At 71.3% G+C, this 18341-nt stretch carries 16 protein-coding genes; 6 read left to right on the forward strand and 10 right to left on the reverse strand.

Annotated features, from left to right (window positions below):
• Window position 1 precedes the first annotated feature (1 nt).
• Complete coding sequence (locus VMI11_04065) at window positions 2–1093, reverse strand: alpha/beta hydrolase-fold protein (protein HTY71583.1); 1092 nt, start codon at window positions 1091–1093, stop codon at window positions 2–4.
• 122 nt (window positions 1094–1215) lie between these two features.
• Between VMI11_04065 and VMI11_04070 the strand changes: the two genes are divergently transcribed.
• Window positions 1216–1785 (forward strand): DinB family protein, encoded by a 570-nt coding sequence (locus tag VMI11_04070; protein HTY71584.1) that lies wholly within the window; start codon window positions 1216–1218, stop codon window positions 1783–1785.
• 36 nt (window positions 1786–1821) lie between these two features.
• Here VMI11_04070 and VMI11_04075 read toward each other — a convergent pair whose 3' ends face one another.
• The 6 genes from VMI11_04075 to VMI11_04100 form a co-directional block, all read right to left on the reverse strand.
• Window positions 1822–3081, reverse strand: a complete 1260-nt coding sequence (locus VMI11_04075) for an Ig-like domain-containing protein (protein HTY71585.1) — start codon at window positions 3079–3081, stop codon at window positions 1822–1824.
• A 193-nt stretch (window positions 3082–3274) separates the two neighbouring features.
• A complete protein-coding gene (locus tag VMI11_04080) occupies window positions 3275–4105 on the reverse strand; it encodes an ABC transporter permease (GenBank protein HTY71586.1) in 831 nt (276 codons plus the stop codon).
• A complete protein-coding gene (locus tag VMI11_04085) occupies window positions 4065–4880 on the reverse strand; it encodes an ATP-binding cassette domain-containing protein (GenBank protein ID HTY71587.1) in 816 nt (271 codons plus the stop codon). The genes VMI11_04080 and VMI11_04085 overlap by 41 nt, the downstream gene beginning before the upstream one ends.
• Complete coding sequence (locus VMI11_04090; protein ID HTY71588.1) at window positions 4877–5341, reverse strand: MarR family transcriptional regulator; 465 nt, start codon at window positions 5339–5341, stop codon at window positions 4877–4879. The genes VMI11_04085 and VMI11_04090 overlap by 4 nt, the downstream gene beginning before the upstream one ends.
• 56 nt (window positions 5342–5397) lie before the next feature.
• Window positions 5398–7029 carry an MFS transporter gene (locus tag VMI11_04095; GenBank protein HTY71589.1) on the reverse strand — a complete coding sequence of 544 codons (1632 nt, stop codon included), beginning with the start codon at window positions 7027–7029 and terminating at the stop codon, window positions 5398–5400.
• Window positions 7030–7151: 122 nt separating this feature from the next.
• Window positions 7152–7658 (reverse strand): MarR family transcriptional regulator, encoded by a 507-nt coding sequence (locus VMI11_04100; protein HTY71590.1) that lies wholly within the window; start codon window positions 7656–7658, stop codon window positions 7152–7154.
• Window positions 7659–7771: 113 nt separating this feature from the next.
• On the opposite strand from VMI11_04100, the gene icmF reads away from it, so the two are divergent.
• Window positions 7772–10999, forward strand: coding sequence for a fused isobutyryl-CoA mutase/GTPase IcmF (gene icmF, locus VMI11_04105; protein ID HTY71591.1), 3228 nt, complete (start codon window positions 7772–7774; stop codon window positions 10997–10999).
• Window positions 11000–11037: 38 nt separating this feature from the next.
• On the opposite strand, the gene VMI11_04110 is transcribed toward icmF, so the two are convergent.
• Complete coding sequence (locus tag VMI11_04110) at window positions 11038–12093, reverse strand: aldose epimerase family protein (GenBank protein HTY71592.1); 1056 nt, start codon at window positions 12091–12093, stop codon at window positions 11038–11040.
• A gap of 133 nt (window positions 12094–12226) precedes the next feature.
• Between VMI11_04110 and VMI11_04115 the strand changes: the two genes are divergently transcribed.
• The 4 genes from VMI11_04115 to VMI11_04130 are packed head-to-tail and all read left to right on the forward strand — an operon-like array spanning window position 12227 to window position 17427.
• Complete coding sequence (locus VMI11_04115) at window positions 12227–13651, forward strand: aminotransferase class V-fold PLP-dependent enzyme (GenBank protein ID HTY71593.1); 1425 nt, start codon at window positions 12227–12229, stop codon at window positions 13649–13651.
• Between the two features lie 3 nt (window positions 13652–13654).
• On the forward strand, window positions 13655–15403 hold the full coding sequence (locus tag VMI11_04120) for a CocE/NonD family hydrolase (protein HTY71594.1): 1749 nt from the start codon (window positions 13655–13657) through the stop codon (window positions 15401–15403).
• 1 nt (window position 15404) lies between these two features.
• Window positions 15405–15977 (forward strand): VOC family protein, encoded by a 573-nt coding sequence (locus tag VMI11_04125; protein HTY71595.1) that lies wholly within the window; start codon window positions 15405–15407, stop codon window positions 15975–15977.
• Window positions 15978–15987: 10 nt separating this feature from the next.
• Window positions 15988–17427: a pyridoxal-dependent decarboxylase gene (locus VMI11_04130; GenBank protein ID HTY71596.1), complete on the forward strand. Its 1440-nt coding sequence runs from the start codon at window positions 15988–15990 to the stop codon at window positions 17425–17427.
• A gap of 49 nt (window positions 17428–17476) precedes the next feature.
• Here VMI11_04130 and VMI11_04135 read toward each other — a convergent pair whose 3' ends face one another.
• Both VMI11_04135 and VMI11_04140 read right to left on the reverse strand, forming a co-directional pair.
• Entirely contained in the window at window positions 17477–17764 is a 288-nt protein-coding gene (locus VMI11_04135; GenBank protein ID HTY71597.1) for a DUF1905 domain-containing protein, read from the reverse strand.
• A gap of 66 nt (window positions 17765–17830) precedes the next feature.
• A complete protein-coding gene (locus VMI11_04140; GenBank protein HTY71598.1) occupies window positions 17831–18325 on the reverse strand; it encodes a hypothetical protein in 495 nt (164 codons plus the stop codon).
• Between the last annotated feature and the right edge of the window lie 16 nt (window positions 18326–18341).

The raw sequence follows: 18341 nt of genomic DNA on the forward strand, positions 1-18341 counted from the left end.
CTCAGGTCGTCGCGTGCTCCTTCCAGCACCGCGCGAGGAGCTCACCCAGGGTCGGATGCAGCAGGTCGCGCCAGGCGGTGTGGTTGTGCCCGTCCCGTCCGGTCGTGAGGGCGGCGTCCACGCCCAGGGAAACCAGGCGCCGGGCCAGCGCGTGGTTGTTCTCGAGGTTCTCCTCGCCGGCACCCGCGGTGAGCCGGACCACCACGCCCGTCAGGGGGGACGGGTCGGCGTGCAACGCCGCGGTGGCCGTCACCACCTCGCCATAGTGCGGCCATCGCGCCTCGTGCGCGTCGAACTGCGGCAGGAAGAACGACCCGGACTGAGCCAGCAGACCCGCGAACGTCCCCGGGTACGTCGCCGCCGCGTGGGCCAGCGCCAGCCCGCCCAGGCTCGCGCCGAGGCCCACCAGCGGCCCCTCGGTGGCCGCGGCCGCACGAGCTCGGGGCAGCGCCTGTTCCACCAGCGCCTGCGTGTACACGGGCGACGCGGCGTAGGAACGGTCCCGGTCGACCGGCGCCAGGGAGAGGACCCGGCAGCGCAGGGCCGCGTCGATGTGGCCCAGCCAGTCCAGGTAGTCGAGCAGCCGAGCCAGCCGGACGTACTCGGGGCCGTCGTGGACGACGAGAAGTGGCAGTTCCTGGTCCGGCCCGACCCCCTCCGGGCTCAACAGGTCCCCCGTCACCTCCAGCTCCGCGACCGGGGAGCCTGCCGCGACGGGGCGGGCGACCCAGGGCTGCGTCGTCGAGACGAGCCAGTCCGGCGCGCGGTATCCCGGCAGCTCGAGCACCGAGTGCGCGCCGAGCACCCCGTCGACCCGTCGCGGGTTGGCGGGGTCCAGCAGCAGAGCCTCGTGACCGTCGGCGGAGCGTACGACGAACAGGTACTCGATGCGGTCCACCGGTGGCGCGGGGATCCGCGCGACCCAGTGCCCGCGCACGCGACGGAACCGGGGATCGTCGCCGAAGTCGCGCAGGTGGTACCAGACCCGTTCGGCCCGGTCCCCGAGCTCATCGGTCGCGACGAAGCAGACCTCGCCGGTCCGCGGGTCGAGGGAGGGCCCCGGCCCGAGCAGCTGGCCGGGGCCGAGGTCCATGGTGGGCCACCCTAGGCGAGGCTCAGGGCGCCCACTCGCTGTCCCGACCGAGCTGTCGGGCAAGCGTGCCAGGGTGTCCCCCGTGACGGCGCACGTCGTCGCAGGGACAGGAGGTCGTGCCCATGCCCGCCATGCCCGGACCCGTCGCCGACGAGCGCGATGGCCTGCTCAGCTACCTCGCCCAGCAACGCCGGATGCTCCGGCTGACCGCCTTCGGGCTCACCGACGAGCAGGCGCGAGCGACCCCGAGTGCCAGCACGCTCAGCGTCGGCGGCCTCATCAAGCACTGCGGCCAGGCGGAGCGCACCTGGATGCAGACCGTGCAGGGGCTGCCGCGCAACGCCGACCCCGGGCAGTACGCCGCGAGCTTCGTCATGCGCCCCGAGGAGACCCTGGACGGCATCCTCGCCGGCTACGACGACGCCACCGTCCACACCGACGAGGTGATCGCCGCATTCGACGACCTGGGTGCGCCGGTGCCCGTGCCCAAGGGCGTCCCCTGGCTGCCACAGGACATCGAGGCGTGGTCCATCCGGTGGGTCCTCCTGCACCTCATCGAGGAGACGGCGCGCCACGCTGGCCATGCTGACATCGTGCGGGAGAGCGTCGACGGGGCTACCTGGTTCCCCCTGCTGGCCGCCGCGGAGGGTTGGCCCGAGACGCCGTGGGTCAAGCCCTGGCGAGCCGACTGAGCGCCCGTCCGCGTGCGCCGGGGACGGGCGCCCGGTTCAGCCCTTCAGCGTGCTCGTGGTGACGGGCTTGCCCAGCGCCGATCCCTTGACCCACTGCGTCCAGGTCGAGTTCCAGTCGGTCATGCCCGGATCGCCCTTGCGGATCAGGTCCGCGGGGTCCCGGCCCGTGTTGGTCACCACGACCAGGTCGCCGTACTGGGCGATGTTGTAGTAGGCCTCACCGCGGGCGGTGCTGAGGTTGATGCAGCCGTGGGAGACGTTCGCGACGCCTTGGTGGGCCACTGACCACGGCGCCGCGTGGATGAAGGTGCCCGACCAGGTCAGCCGGGTGTCCCACAGGACCGTGAGGTCGTAGTAGTTCGGGTTCGTCTTGTCACAGGTGATGTGCGCGCTGCAGGAGGTCATCTGGATCGTCGGGGTCTTCGACAGCACGATGTACCTGCCGCTACGGGTCGCGAACTGCGGACGGCCGAGGCTGGTGGGCCACACGTACGTCTTCTTGCCGTTGACGTAGACCGTGAGCTTGTGGGTCTTGCCGTTCACTCGGGTCAGGTGTGCGTCCCCCACGTGGAAGGTGATGACGGTGTCCTTGGCCCCGTAGCGGGTGTGGTTCATCCGCACGCCGTCGAGGTCGGCGGTCAGGCGCACCTTGATGTGCCTCGGCCAGGAGAACTTCGGGCGGAAGTGGACCTCGGAGCTGTTGATCCAGTGCCAGGCCCCGACGACCGGCTTCGACGAGGCCACGTGGAGGGCTTGCTCGACGCTGGCCTTGCGGGTGACCGAGTTCGAGAAGCGGATGACGATCGGAGCGTTGACCCCGACCGTCCAGTTCCCGGAGGGGGTGACGGAGTAGCCCATCTGCGCGCTCGGCGGCCGTTGGGTGATCCGGACGCTGGCCGTGAGGTTCCTGGTGGAGCCGCCCGAGGCCGTGGCCACCACCGCGACGTCGTAGAGGCTGCCGGCCACCGGCAGGACACTGCTCTTCCAGGTGACGCCGTCGGTCTTGATGCTTCCTGGCAGCGTGTGGCGCGTCCCGTGCTGGCGGACCTGCACCGTGGTCAGCTTCGCGCCGCTCACCTTCACCGTGAGCGCATGGCTCCATGACTGGACCTTCGCGACCACCAGGTGGGGGTCGCCCGCGGTGGTCGTCGTCGCCGAGACGCCGGCCGTCGAGGAGTGCGTGGACGAGACGGGGCTGGATGCCGAGGAGGTGCCGGCGGCCACCGTGGTGACGTCGCTGTGCGAGCTGGAGCAGCCCGTCAGGGCGAGCGTGACGACGGTCGCGGCGACCAGCATGCCTGCGCGGGGAAGGCGGTCAAGCATCGGTACCTCTCGGGGCCGGGCGAAACGAGGGGGACGTCCAGCGTAAGCGTCCCACCCGGGAACGGCCCCCTTGCCCGTCCCGGTGTGTCCCCACCAGTCTGCGACCTGACTCGCTCTCGGGCCACCCCAGGGGCGGGAATTGACGGTCCTCGGCCGATCGGGGTGCTCAGCGCGCCAGGCGGCTCAGCAGCCTGGAGGAGGCGAGGACGCCCAGGACCGCGGCGACGAGCAGGACGGCGTAGTCGAGCGCCAGACTCGTCGGCGTCCCGATGAGCAGCCCGCGAAGGGCGCCCACCTCGTAGCTCAGCGGGTTGATCCGCGCCAGACCGCGCAGCCAGGCCGGCATCAGCGCGATGGGGTAGAGGGCGTTGGACGCGAAGAACAACGGCATCGTGATGGCCTGACCGATACCCATGAGCCGGTCCCTCGTCATGACCAGTCCTGCGATCGTCATCGACAGGCAGGCGAAGAAGACCGTACCGAGCGCGACGGCGACGGCCGCCCCGAGGAGCTTCAACGGGTTGAGCGTGAAGACGACCCCGAGCAGGGCGGACACGACCAGCACGACCACGACCTGCGCGAGGGCGCGCACCGTCGCGGCGAAGGACTTGCCTGCGACGAGTGCGACGCGCGGCGTCGGGGTCACGAGCAGCTTGGCGAGGATCCCCGCATCGCGCTCCCAGATGATCTGGATGCCGTAGAAGATCGCGACGAACATCCCCGACTGGGCGATGATCCCCGGCGCCAGGTAGTCCAGGTAGTTCACCTGGCCGGTGGGGATCGCGTGCAGGCGACTGAAGGTCTGGCCGAAGATCACCAGCCAGAGGACCGGCTGGATGGAGCGGGTGAGCAGCTCGCTCGGGTCGTGCCGCAGCTTCTGCAGCTCGACCAGGCAGAAGGTGACCAGTCGTGACGGCCCGGTCCGCCAGGACCTGAGCCGGTCCGCCGGAAGCCGGTCAGCCGACGCGGCGCGCGGTGCGGCGGGTACTGCGGACACCGGCGAGACCTCCCGTCCCGGGCTCGTCGAGGCTGCCTCCGGTGAAGTGGCGGAAGACGTCCTCGAGGGTCGCGTCGGCCCCGACCGAGGCCTTGAGATCGGCCGGGGTCCCCTCCGCCCGGAGCCGGCCGCGGTGCAGCAGGGCGATGCGGTCGCAGAGCACGTCCGCCTCCTCCATGTAGTGCGTGGTGAGCAGGACCGAGGTGCCGTACGTCTCGCGCATCTCGCGGACCCGCTCCCACACGCTGTCGCGTGCGATCGGGTCCAGACCGACCGTCGGCTCGTCGAGGATCAGCAGGGACGGGCGGTTCACCAGCGCCTGGGCCAGCTCCAGCCGGCGGACCATCCCCCCGGAGTACGTGCCCGCGAGCCGGCCCGCGGACTCCTGCAGCTCCATCGCGTCGAGGACCTCCTCGACGCGGGCCCGCCGTTCCCGGCGGGGGATGTCGAAGAGCCGCGCGAAGAGGGCCACGTTCTCGCGACCGGTCAGCGCGGCTTCGATGGACAGCTGCTGGGGGACGTAGCCGATCATCCGGCGCACGGCCATCGGATCGGCGGCGACGTCGACGCCGAGCACCGTGACGTGCCCCGCCTGCAGCGGAAGCAGGGTGTTGAGCACGCGGATGGTCGTGGTCTTGCCGGCGCCGTTCGGCCCGAGCAGCCCCACGACCCCGCCCTGCTCCACGACCAGGTCCAGGTGGTCGACGGCGACATGGTCGCCGAAGCGGTGGGTCATGCCCTCGCAGAGCACCGCGGGGGGCCGGGTGGCGGTCATGGGCGCTCCTCGGGCAGCTCACGGAGGGCGGCGCACAGCCGCGACAGCGCCGGGAGGGCGTCCTGGATGGCCAGCTGGTCCTCGGGCGCGAGGGACTCCAGGGCCGACGCCATCAGCTCGGCCCGGTGGTCCCGCCAGGCCTCGACCTGCCGGGAGGCCGACGGGGTGAGCCGCAGCCGGACGACGCGCCGGTCCGCAGCGTCGCGCTCGCCGGTGAGCCAGTCCCTGTCACCGAGGCGCCGCACCAGCGTCGAGACCGAGTTCGGCGCCAGCCCGAGCTCGTGGGCGGCCTGCGCGACGCTGATGCCGGGACGGCGGCGCAGCAGCCGGACGAGATCGATCTCGGCACCGGACAGCTCCACCCCGGTCCAGGGGCGGCCGGCCACTGCGCGCATCTGGCGGCGCAGCACGCCCACGCTCTCGATCAGCTCGTCGGCGACCACGGCAGCGAGTGACCCCATGACCCCAGGATACCTCTGTTACAGAGGCAATTGACCACGCCGGCTCTCCTGGTGGATCAGGGGCGCGCGGCCACCTCCTCCGCGGCCTCGGCGCGCGTCGTCGGTGAACCGAGCCCGCGGCTGGCGTAGAGCCCGAGGAGGAGGAACCCGGCCGCCGCCCAGGCGGCGTTGCGGGTGGCGTGCGAGAAGGCCGTACGGGCGTCCTCGGCCACGCTTTCCGTACGCGGATCGGCGGCTAGCCCGCCGATCGCCGCTCCCGCGGAGTCGCGGACGGCCGCCACGACCTGGCGCCTCTGGTCGGCCGAGAGCTGGCCCTGCCTGGCCAGTGCACGATCGAGAGACAAGCCCAGACTCGTGAAAAGCACCGTGCCGAGGATGGCGATACCCAGTGCCGAGCCGAGCTGGCGGGTGGTGCTGGTGGTGCCCGAGCCCTGCCCGCTCTTGACGACCGGGACGTCGGTCAGGACCACTCCGGTGAGCTGTGCCGTGGCCAAGCCCACCCCCATCCCGTAGACGAACAGCAGCGGGGAGGTGAGCGTCCACGGCGTGGACGGTGACACCACGACGCCGATCCCCGCGACGCCGATGACCTCGAGGAGGATGCCGAGCCGGACCACGTACGGCGCCCCGCGACGCAATGCCAGCTGCCCGCCGAAGCCGCTGGCGACGAAGCTGCCGACCGCGAGCGGTAGCAGCGCGAGCCCGGTCTCGAACGCGGTGTACCCGCGGACGTTCTGGAACCACAACGGCAGTGAGAACAGCAGCCCGAACTCGCCGAGACTCACGATGCCGGCCGCGATGTTGCCGCCACGGAAGGAGGGGATCGAGAACAGGCCGAGGTCGAGCAGCACCACCTTGCCGGCCCGGTTGCGTCGCCGTTCGAGGCCCACGAAGGCCAGCAGGGCCAGCACGCCGACGGCGAAGGCCACGGGGATGGGAGACAGCTGCCACTGCCAGGGCCGATGCAGGATCGAGAACGGTTTCTCCCGCGACCACCACCCGTAGGTGCGGCCCTCGATGAGGCCGAAGACGATCGCGCCGAAGCCGACGATCGACAGCAGCGCGCCGCCGACGTCCACCCCGGGGCTCGGATCGTCCCCCCGGGACTCATCGACAGCAAGCCAGGTCCCGACCAGGACGACGAGCCCGAGAGGGACGTTGATTCCGAACGCCCAGCGCCACGAGTAGCTCGTCGTGAGCCAGCCGCCCAGCAGGGGACCCAGCGCTGCCGTCCCCCCGATGGTCGACCCCCACACGGCGAAGGCGATGGCCCGGGAACGGCCGCGGAAGCCGGCGTTGATGATCGACAGCGAGGTGGGCAGCATCATGGCGCCACCCACCCCCTGGGCGACGCGAGCCATGATCAGCTCGTTCCCGGTCCCGCTGCGGGCAGCCAGGATGCTCGACACCATGAACACGACGACGCCGACCTCGAAGAGGGCCCGCCTGCCCCAGCGATCGGCGAGGCGGCCTGCGGTCAGGAGCAGCGCCGCGAAGACCAGGGTGTAGGCCTCCTGGACCCACTGCGCGTCGGTCGACGTGATCCCGAGGTCGCGGATGATCGAGGGAACCGCGACGTTCACGATCGTGGCGTCGACGATGATGAGGGCGACGCCGAGCGCCACGAAGAACAGGCCTACCCAGCGTCGCCGTCCCGACTCCGCCGGGCCGCGTCCGGCTTGGTCCATCACGTGTCTCCGATCAGCGTTGCTCAGCATGCAGGACCATCGAGAGTCCACGACCATCGAGCATCCACGACCATGGTCCCGGTCACCGCTGGGCGCTGCAACGCGACGAGGGGCACGGCCCCTCAGAAGTCTCCGGCGTCCTTGCGGAGCTGGCGGAGCAGCCGCACGAGGCTGGACACGGCGCTGGGGCTCAACCCCGGGTCGGCGAAGACCGTGCTGTTGAGCTCGTCGGTCGCCTCGCGGGCGAGCGCCACGCCCTCCGACGTGATCTCCACGAGGGTTGCTCGGCGGTCCGTGGGGTGCGGTGTGCGGGCGACGAGGCGGGCCTCCTCGAGTCGGTCGACCGCGTTGGTCACGCTCGTCTGGTGGACCTGGAGGCGGGAGCCGATGACGCGCATGGGGAGCGCCCGGCGGCGGCTCAGGAAGAGCAGCATCAGCACTTCGTAGCGAGCGAAGCTGATGTCGTAGGGCTTGAGCACGGCCTCCACGCGCGACAACGCGATCTGGTGGGCGCGCATGAGCGAGGTGATCGCCGCCATCCCGTCCGCCGCGTCGCCCCAGCCATGCTCGACCCACAGCCGGTGCGCCTCCGCGATGGGGTCCGGGTCGTGGTTCTCCCGTGACGGCATGAGCGCATGGTAGCCAAGCACGAACGTTGAAGTGACATCCGATAGTCGGACGTCCTACTATCAGCTCAGCGGCAGTCGTCAACGGCGCCGCTGCGGACGTGGGAGGTCGGCCGGTGGCCCTGCACCAACCCGTGAACCCGGTGCGCTTCGTCACGGCTGCGAGCCTGTTCGACGGTCATGACGCCGCGATCAACATCATGCGCCGGCTGCTGCAGTCCCAAGGCGCCGAGGTCGTGCACCTCGGGCACGACCGCAGCGTCGAGGAGGTCGTCACCGCGGCACTCCAGGAGGACGTGCAGGGCGTCGCTGTGTCGTCCTACCAGGGGGGCCATCTGGAGTACTTCTCCTATCTCGTGGACCGGCTTCGTGAGCGGGGCGCCGGTCACGTACGGGTCTACGGCGGAGGCGGCGGCGTCATCGTGGCATCGGAGATCGAGACGCTGGCGCGCCTCGGCGTGCGCATCTTCTCGCCCGCCGATGGACAGCGACTGGGGTTGCCCGGGATGGTCAGCCAGCTGGTCCAGGAGTGCGACACCGACCTCGCCCGCGGCGGCGCCGACCTCACTGCCGTCGCCTCCGGCGCTCAGCCCGCGCTGGCCAGGGCCATCACCGTGCTCGAGGCGGGGGCGGACCCCGGCCTGCCGGAGGCGGTTCGCGCCGCCGCAGGCGGGCGGCGCGCCCCGGTCCTCGGCATCACCGGCACCGGCGGTTCCGGGAAGTCCTCGCTGACCGACGAGCTGGTGCGCCGGCTGCGGCGGGACTCCCAGGACAAGCTGCGGGTCGCGGTGATCGCGGTGGATCCCACCCGCCGTCGCGGCGGCGGCGCACTGCTCGGCGACCGTATCCGCATGAACGCTCTCGACCCCCAGGTCGTCTTCTTCCGCTCGCTTGCGACCCGGCACGCCGGCGCCGTGCTCCCACCCGCTCTGGACGACGTGATCCAGGTCTGCTCGCTGGCCGGCTACGACCTGGTGATCGTCGAGACGCCGGGGATCGGCCAGGGCGACGCCGCCATCGTGCCGCACGCGGACGTGTCGCTCTATGTCATGACGCCGGAGTACGGCGCCGCCAGCCAGCTCGAGAAGATCGACATGCTCGACTTCGCCGACGTGGTGGCCATCAACAAGTACGAGCGCCGTGGCGCGGAGGATGCTCGTCGGGACGTGGCCCGCCAGCTGGTGCGCAGCCGCGAGGCCTTCGGCGTCCCGTGGGAGGAGATGCCCGTCTTCGGCACGTCGGCCGCGCGCTTCGACGACGACGGGGTGTCGGCCCTGTACCACCACCTCAAGGGTCTGCTGGTCGAGTACGGTCTGCCGGACTTCGAGGGCGTCCTTCCGCTCGTCACCGGACGGACGTCGACGGGGCTCGTCGGCGTGCTGCCCAAGGGGCGGGAGCGCTACCTCGCGGAGATCGCGGAGACCGTACGCGGGTACCACCGACGGACCGACCAACAAGCGGTGCTGGTTCGCCGCCGCCAGCAGCTGCGCGAGACCTCCGCGTTGCTGAGCTCGGCCGGTGAGCGCGAGGCCGCCGAACGTGTCGACGGGCTCCTCGCCTCCGTCGAGTCCGCGCTGGATCCGCAGAGCCTGGACACCCTTGAGCGCTGGCCGGCCGTGCGGGCCTCCTACGAGGGCGACCAGCAGGTGTACGCCGTTCGCGGCCGCGAGGTCGTGACGCCGCTGACGCGTACGACGCTGTCCGGGACGGACGTACCGCGTGTCGCCCTGCCGCCGGACGACGACGACGCCACCCTCTACTCCTTCCTCCGGGCCGAGAACCTGCCCGGCTTCTTCCCGTTCACGGCCGGGGTGTTCCCGTTCAAGCGGACCGAGGAGGACCCCGCCCGGATGTTCGCGGGCGAGGGCGACCCCGCGCGCACCAACCGGCGCTTCCACCTGCTCTCGCAGGGGCAGCCCGCCACGCGGCTCTCCACCGCGTTCGACTCGGTGACGCTCTATGGCCGCGACCCGTCGCCGAGGCCGGACGTGTACGGCAAGGTCGGGACGTCGGGGGTCTCCGTCGCCACCCTGCAGGACATGAAGGACCTCTACGCCGGCTTCGACCTGTGCTCGCCCACGACGTCGGTGTCGATGACCATCAACGGGCCAGCGCCGACGATCCTCGCCATGTTCTTCGACACCGCGATCGACCAGCAGGTCGAGAGGTTCCGCGCCGAGGAGGGGCGGGAGCCGGACCCGGGCGAGCTCGACGAGATCGCCGCCCGCACGGTGGCCACCGTGCGTGGCACGGTCCAGGCCGACATCCTCAAGGAGGACCAGGGCCAGAACACGTGCATCTTCTCGACGGAGTTCTCGCTGCGCGCGATGGCCGACATCCAGCAGTGGTTCATCGAGCACGGCGTCCGCAACTTCTACTCCGTGTCGATCAGCGGCTACCACATCGCGGAGGCGGGGGCCAACCCGATCAGCCAGCTCGCGTTCACCCTCGCCAACGGCTTCACCTACGTCGAGTCCTATCTCGCGCGCGGGATGAGGATCGATGACTTCGCGCCGAACCTCTCCTTCTTCTTCAGCAACGGGATGGACGCCGAGTACACCGTCATCGGACGCGTGGCCCGCCGGATCTGGGCCATCGCGATGAAGGAACGATATGGAGCCTCCGAACGAGCTCAGAAACTGAAGTACCACGTGCAGACGAGCGGGCGCTCCCTGCACGCCCAGGAGATGTCGTTCAACGACATCAGGACCACGCTGCAGGCGCTGTGCGCCCTCTACGACAACGCCAACTCGTTGCACACCAACGCCTATGACGAGGCGGTGACCACTCCGACCGAGGACTCGGTGCGCCGCGCGCTGGCGATCCAGCTCGTCATCGACAAGGAGTGGGGTCTGGCGATGAACGAGAACCCGCTGCAGGGCTCCTACATCGTCGAGCAGCTGACCGACCTGGTCGAGGAGGCGGTGCTGCTCGAGTTCGAGCGCCTGGCCGACCGCGGCGGCGTGCTCGGTGCGATGGAGACCGGCTACCAGCGGGGGAAGATCCAGGACGAGTCGATGCTCTACGAGCGTCGCAAGCACGACGGCTCCCTGCCGATCGTCGGCGTCAACACCTTCCTCCGACCGGGAGGGGAGCAGGTCTCGGAGTCCCTCGAGCTGGCGAGGGCGACCCAGGACGAGAAGGCCTCGCAGCTCGACCGACTGCGCGACTTCCAGGAGCGGCACCGCCAGGAGTCTCCCGCGGCGCTGGAACGGCTGAAGAAGGTGGCCGTGTCGGGCGGCAACCTCTTCGAGGAGCTGCTGTCGGCGGTTCGGGTCTGCTCGCTCGGCCAGATCACGGACGCCTTCTTCGAGGTGGGCGGCCAGTACCGCCGCAACGTGTGAGGTCGCTCAGTCCGCACAGAGCTCCATCCTGACGTCGCTCAGTCTGCGCTCAGCTCCATGACGACCTCGTGGCGGTAGGTCCGACCGGCCCGTACCGTCGCGCTCGGGAAGTGTGCGATGTTCGGAGAGTCCGGGAAGGTCTGGGTCTCCAGCGCGAAGCCCGCGTAACGGGCGTACGTCGAACCGCGCTTGCCGTGGACGAGGCCGTCCAGGTGCCCACAGGCGTACATCTGCACGCCGGGCTGGTCGGTCCAGAGGCGAAGGCGCCGCCCGGAGCGGAGGTCGTGGGCGCTGGCGGCCTGAGCAAGGCCGTGGGTGCTGGCGGCCTGAGCAAGGCCGTGGGTGCCGGGGCGCTCGCGCAGGCACCAGGTGTGGTCGTAGTCCGCCCGGCCGTGGGCGTCCCCGATCGGGCGAGGCGAGCGGAAGTCGTACCTCGTGCCCGCGACGGCCAGGATCTCTCCTGTCGGGAGCAGCTCCTCGTCCACGGGGACGTAGAAGTCGCCGGCGAGGCACAGGTGCTGGCCGAGGACGTCTCCGCGGTCGTGACCGGCGAGGTTGAAATAGGAGTGATGGGCCATGTTGATGACGGTCGTCGCGTCGGGGACCGCCTCCATGACGATGTGGAGCAGGTTCCCGACCAGCGTGTACGTGCAGCTCGCCGTACAAGCTCCCGGGTAGCCCATGTCGCCGTCCGGGCTGAGGAGGTGGAAGGAGATCCCGGTGCCGTCCGCCGTGAGGGCGGCGTCCCAGAGTCGCTGGTCCCAGCCGTCACCGCCGCCGTGCAGGTGGTGAGCGCCCTCGTTCGCGTCGAGCCGGACCTCCGCGCCCTCGAGCCGGAACCGCGCGTCCCTGATCCGGTTCGCGTAACGGCCGATCGTGGCGCCGACGAACAGCGACCGGTGCCGGACGTAGGACTCGATGTCGTCGAAGCCCAGGACCACGTCGGCTGGCCGCCCGTCACGGTCGGGGACGTGCAGCTCCACGAGCCGCGCCCCGTGGTCCGACACTCGTGCCGTCACACCGGCGCCCCCGTCGAGGACGTACGCGTGCACCTCGCGACCGCCGACGACACCGAAGGCCTCCTCGCGGATCACGTCATCCTCTCCGGTCGTCTCGGGGGTTCTCCCAGCCAACCACGCCGGGAGCCGCCGACGGCATGGCTCGCCTGGCTGCGGCCTGTGGGCGCCATTTCCCGCGATACGGTACGGAGGTGGCGACGGACCTTCCATGGACCACGTCGTGACGCTCAAGGTCGACCTTCGCGACGAACGCGCCGACGCGCTGAACCACGGGCTGGAGTTGCTCGCTGAGGCGTGGCACAGCTTCGATGCCCCCCGCCCCATGCAGCCTCCGGTCTCGGACCGCACGACCGGCCTCATCGGCGGGCCTCTGCCCGAGGTCGGGGTCGGTGTGCGTGCTGCCCTCGACGGCGCGGCGGTGGTCCTCGACGAGAGCCTCGCCCAGTCCAGGCCGCGCTTCTTCGGCTACATCGCGTCCTCCGGGCTCGAGTCGGCGGTGCTCGCCGACGCCATGGCCACCTCCCACGACGTCAACCTCGCCGCCGAGTCGGGCGGCGCGGAGCTCGTCGAGCGGACCGCGCTCCAGTGGCTGGGCGAGTTCGTGGGCTTCCCCGCGCACGGTGGGACGTTCACCAGCGGCGGCATGCTCTCGAACCTCACGGCGCTCGTGGCTGCCCGGACGCGCGCGGTCCCGGCCAGTCGCATCGAGGGCGTCGACGGGCGTCGCCTGACCGTCTACACGTCTCTGGACGCTCACGCCAGCATCGAGCGGGCGGTCGAAGTCCTCGGTATCGGGCGTGGGCAGCTTCGTGGCGTGCCGGTGGACGCTCGGCGCCGGATGGACCCGTCGGCTCTGGCCGCGATGGTCGCCTCCGACGTGGCGGGCGGGCTGCAGCCGGTCGCTGTCGTGGCGACCGCGGGGACGACGCTGACCGGTGCGGTGGACCCGATCGATGCCATCGCGGACGTGGCGCGCGAGCACGGGATGTGGCTGCACGTCGACGGCGCCTACGGCCTGCCGGCCGCCTCGACCGAGGTCGTCCGCCACCTGTTCCGGGGTCTCGACCGGGCGGACTCGGCGTCGATGGACGCGCACAAGTGGATGTACGTCCCGAAGGCGTGCGGTGTCCTGCTCGTGCGCGACGTCTCCGTGCTGATGGGTGCGTTCCGCCACGAGTCGGCGTACATGATCGAGGAGGAGGGGTACAGCCACCCCGTCGACGCGACGCTGGAGTACTCGAGGCCGTTCCGGTCCCTCAAGCTCTGGACGGCGCTGCGGGCCCACGGCGCCGCCGCGTTCCGAGGCGCCATCGGGGGCAACATCGAGCTCGCTCGCGAGCTCGTCGAGCTGGTGCGTGCGCACCCGCGGATGCAGCTGCTCGTCGAGGAGCCCGACCTGTCGGTCGTACCGTTTCGTCGTATCCCCGCGAAGGGCGACGTCGACGCGCACAACATGCGGCTCGCCCGCCTCATGCAGTCCGACGGCAGGGTGTACGTGACCAGCGCGGTCATCGACGGTGTCGCCTGCCTGCGCCCGTGCGTGGTGAACTTCCGCACCACCTCCGAGGACGTGGCCGCCATCGTCGAGGTGGCCGACGAGCTCGGGGTTCGCCTCGAGCAGGGAAGAGCCTGACTCGTGTTCTCCACGACGTGGCGTACCTCGCCGCGAGCGTACGGGGTGCGGCGAGACCGCGGGACGAAGGTCCCGACCTCGTCCGGGGTCAGGCTGGACTGCGACGTCTTCCGCCCCGACGCCGACGGGCGGTTCCCGGTGATCCTCAGCCTGGCGCCGTACCCGATCGAGGACCAGGCGGCGCCGCTGACCCCTGGTCCCATGCGCTATCCCAACGCCCACATCGAGGCGGGTGACCCGCATTTCTACGCGCGTCGCGGCTACGTGCACGTCGTGGGCAACCTCCCGGGCACAGGGGAGTCCGAGGGCTTCTTCGACCACATGGGTCCGGACACCATCAGGGCCGTCTACGACGCGATCGCGTGGTGCGCCGAGCAGCCGTGGAGCGACGGCAACGTCGGCATGTTCGGGATGTCCTACTACGGGATGATCCAGCCGCTGGTGGCCATGCTCGAGCCCCCCGCCCTGAAGGCCATCTTCTGCCCGTTCTCGGTGACCGACCAGTACCGCGACACCTATTACAAGGGCGGCATCTTCGGGTACGCGTTCCTGCGGGGCTGGTCAGTGGCGCTGCGGCGGGCGCGGCTTCGCGCGACGTACGCCGAGAGCGTCGGCGAGGACCGGTTCCGCGAGCTCGTCGAGCGCGCGAAGGCGGACCCGGAGAACCAGCTCGTGCCCTCGGTCATGGAGGTGCTGGCCGACGTCGACGACCCGGTGAACCGCTTCCTGGCCGAGATCGTGGTCAACCCGCTGCTCGGTGAGCACTACGACCCGCGCTGCGTCGACTACTCCCGCGGCTGCACCGTGCCGGGCTACTTCGGCGCCTGCTGGGGCATCTACGGACTGCACCTGCCGGGCGCGTTCCGGTCGTTCACGCGGTGGAACGGACCGGCCCGGCTGACCATCGGTCCACCGGCCTACCTCGACCGCCCGATCGTGCAGTACCAGTACGAATCGCTGCGCTGGTTCGACCACTGGCTCAAGGGCAACGACACCGGGCTGATGGACGAGCCGCCGGTGCAGGTCTTCGTCGACAACGCAAACGAGTGGCGCTCGGGACAGACCTGGCCGCTGACGCAGACCCGGTTCACGCCGTTCTACCTCCACGAAAACGGCCTGCTGTTCGAGCGGGAGTTCTGGCCGCACGAGCCCCACGACGTCATCACCGACTCGCCGCTGGAGCGAGGGGGCGTCTCGTACGCGACACCCGCCTTCCGCGACGACGTCGAGCTCTGCGGACCCGTCGTTCTCACCCTGTTCGCGTCGACGACCGGCACCGAGGCGCTGTTCTTCGCCTCCCTGCACGAGGTGGGGCCGGACGGCGCGGACCGGCTGCTGACCCGGGGCTGGCTGCGCGGCTCGCAGCGCGAGCTCGACGAGGACGAGTCGACGCCCTGGTGGCCGGTCCACCGGCACCGCCGGCGAGTCCCCATGGAGCCGGGCGAGATCTACGAGCTGGCCGTCGACATCCGCCCGATCGGGGTGCTGCTGCGGGCCGGGAGCCGGCTTCGCCTCACGATCCGGACCACGGACGTCGGCGACCCGAACCCCGACATCCTGTCCGACCACGCGGTCGGGCTCGTGTCCGGAGCCCAGCACAACCGGGTGTTCATCCACCACGACGAGGACCATCCCTCCGTGCTGGTGCTGCCCGTGACGCGAGGCAACCGCATCGGCACCTTCCTCTCCGGCGGGCGCCTGGAGCCGCTCGCCGCCGCCCACGGCACCGACAGCAGCGGAGGAGGTCACTGAGATGCCAGGCGATCCGGCCCGGTCCGACGAACCGCTGCAGGTGCCGACGGTGGGGCCACGTCCGTTGCACCACGTCGGCTACTGGGTGGACAGCCTCGACACGGCCGTCGCCGACGCGCTCCAGCTGGGACTCGGCCCGTTCCTGGTCCATGCACACATCGCGTTCGACACCTTCGACGTGCCGGGGCGTCCGGTCGGGCTCGGGCCGGTGGTCTTCGACCACTCCGCCGCGTTCGCCGCCTGGGGACCCGTCGTCGTCGAGTACGGCGAGGTGCACGCCATCGATCCCGAGCTTGCGGACGCCTATGGCGTCGCTCCGGGGGCGGTGAGCCACGTCTCCTGGGTCGTGGACGACCTGGACCGGGAGTGCGACCTGCTGGCGCCGATGGGCTGCCGGGTCATCAACACGGCGACGACGGGGCCCATCTCGGTCGCCTGGCTGAGCGGCGGCCGGCTCTTCCCGCACCCCATCGAGCTGCATCGGGCCTCCCCGGCGATCCTGGGCATGCACGACCGCCTCGTCGGCCTGTCCTCCGGCTGGGACGGGACCGAGCCGATGAGACCGATGCGATGACGGAGGAACGGTGACGCCCGAGGAGTTTCGAGCGGCGGGCCATGCGCTGGTGGACTGGGTCGCCGACTTCAGGACCCGGCTGCCCGAGCTGCCCGTGCGCAGTGGAGTCGCGCCCGGCGACGTACGCGCGCAGCTGCCCACGAGCGCACCCGAGCGGCCCCAGCCGTTCGCCGAGGTGCTCGCCGACCTCGACCGCGTCGTGGTCCCCGGCCTGACCCAGGTGCAGCATCCCGGCTACTTCGGCTGGTTCCCCTCCAACGCCTCCCTCGCCTCGGTGCTCGGCGACCTGGCCTCCTCAGGGCTCGGGGGCCTCGGCATCACGTGGCAGTCGGCGCCCGCGCTCACCGAGGTGGAGGAGGTGGTGACCGACTGGCTGCGCGAGCTGTGCGGCCTCGGACCCTCCTGGCGCGGTGCCATCCACGACACGGCGTCAACCGCGTGCCTGGTCGCGATGCTGGCCGCGCGAGAGCGGGCCAGCGACCTGTCCGAGCTGCGCGGCGGCCTCCAGGCGGAGCCGGCCCCGCTCACGGTGTACGCGTCGACGCAGGCGCACTCGTCGGTGCCCAAGGCGGTGCTGCTCGCCGGCTACGGGCGGGACAACCTGCGACTGGTCGAGGTGGACCCGAAGACCTACGCGATCGACGTCGCGCAGCTGCGCGAGGCGATGGCGGCCGACGCGGCCGCCGGCCGGCGACCGGCCGCAGTGGTGGCGTCGGTGGGGACCACGGCGACGACCGCGGTCGACCCGGTCCGAGAGGTCGTGGCCGCGGCCGCCGAGCACCGGGCCTGGGTGCACGTCGACGCGGCCATGGCGGGCTCGGCCATGCTGCTGCCCGAGTGCCGGTGGATGGTCGACGGGGTCGAGGGCGCCGACTCCCTGGGCTGGAACCCGCACAAGTGGCTCGGCACCGTGCTGGACACCTCGCTGCTCTACGTCCGCGACGTCGACCATCTGGTGCGCGTCATGTCGACGAACCCGTCGTACCTGCGGTCCTCCGTCGACGGCGAGGTCACCCAGTACAAGGACTGGGGCATCCCGCTGGGCCGGCGCTTCCGCGCGCTCAAGCTGTGGTTCCACCTCCGCCTGGACGGGGCCGAGGCGATCCGGGCCCGGCTGCGACGCGACCTCGCGAACGCCCAGTGGCTGGCCGAGCAGGTCCACGCGGAGCCCGGGTGGGAGGTGATCGCGCCTGTGACGTTGCAGACGGTCTGCGTCCGCCACGTCCCCGAGTCGCTGCGCGCGGACGACGGTTCGGTCCGCGACGTCGACGCGCTGGACGCCCACACCCTGCGCTGGGTCGAGGCCGTGAACGCGACCGGGCGCGCGTTCCTGACACCCGCCGTCATCGACGGCCGGTGGACGGTGCGCATCTCGGTCGGTGCCGAGCCGACGCAGCGCGACGACGTGGCCGCGATGTGGCAGCTCTGCCGCCATGCGGTGGTGGACTGAGGACCGCGGTGGGGCCGCCTGACGCGATCGCGCGGAATCGGCGGTGCGCTCAGAGGTCGACGGTGATGCGGATGCGGAGGACGTCGCCGACCTCGAGGTCCTCGGCCTTGCGCACGGCGTCCTTCACCGGGACGACGTACCCGCCGTCCTTGGGGAACAGCGAAGTGCGCCATCGCGTGTCCCCGACCTGGACGCCGACCGGGATCATCCCCCAGCCGTACGTCACCGAGCGGGCGACGGCCTCCAGCTCGACAGCCTGCGCGTCGGGGACGCTGACGAAGTGGAACGGCGACGGGCCGCGCCAGTGCCAGAGCTCGCCGCTGAACTCCAGGTCCACGCGGTCAGGATAGGAGCCGGGCACGTCCGCCGGATGGGTGTGCAGGCGGCTGCGCGGAGGCCGGCGTCACAGGTGCTCCGTCGACGGGTCCAGCGCCTCCTCGGCGGCCAGGCAGACGGCCCGCAGCACCGCGGCGTCCCCGCCGTAGTGCAGCGGCCCGGCCCCGTCGGTCACCAGGAGCTCCGCCAGCGCCACCCCGCGCGGGGACACCGGTCCCGGTGCCCGCAGCCGCTCGGCGAGACGCTGCAGGTCACCGGCGCACGCCCGGACCGCCCGCCGGGTCCGCGGTGACTGCATGGGGAAGCCGGACGGGGCGGCGCCCGCCACGGAGACGCCCGCCTGCGCCATGATCCGGCAGATCGCGTCGGCGATCAGGCTCCGGTGCCCGGTCATCACGAGGTACTGGGCCCGCAGGGAGTGCTCGACGCTGGTGTCCGCCGAGACCCCGGCGGCCAGGTCCTGGTCCCAGTGCGGCCCGAACAGCCGCACCATGGCCTTGCGCACCGGTCCGGCGTGGCGGACGACGATCGTGTCGTCGCGCTCGAGGAGCACCCACGTCACGGCGCCACCTCCGGTC

The sequence above is a fragment of the Actinomycetes bacterium genome (assembly GCA_035506535.1).
In the GTDB taxonomy this organism is placed as follows: domain Bacteria; phylum Actinomycetota; class Actinomycetes; order DATJPE01; family DATJPE01; genus DATJPE01.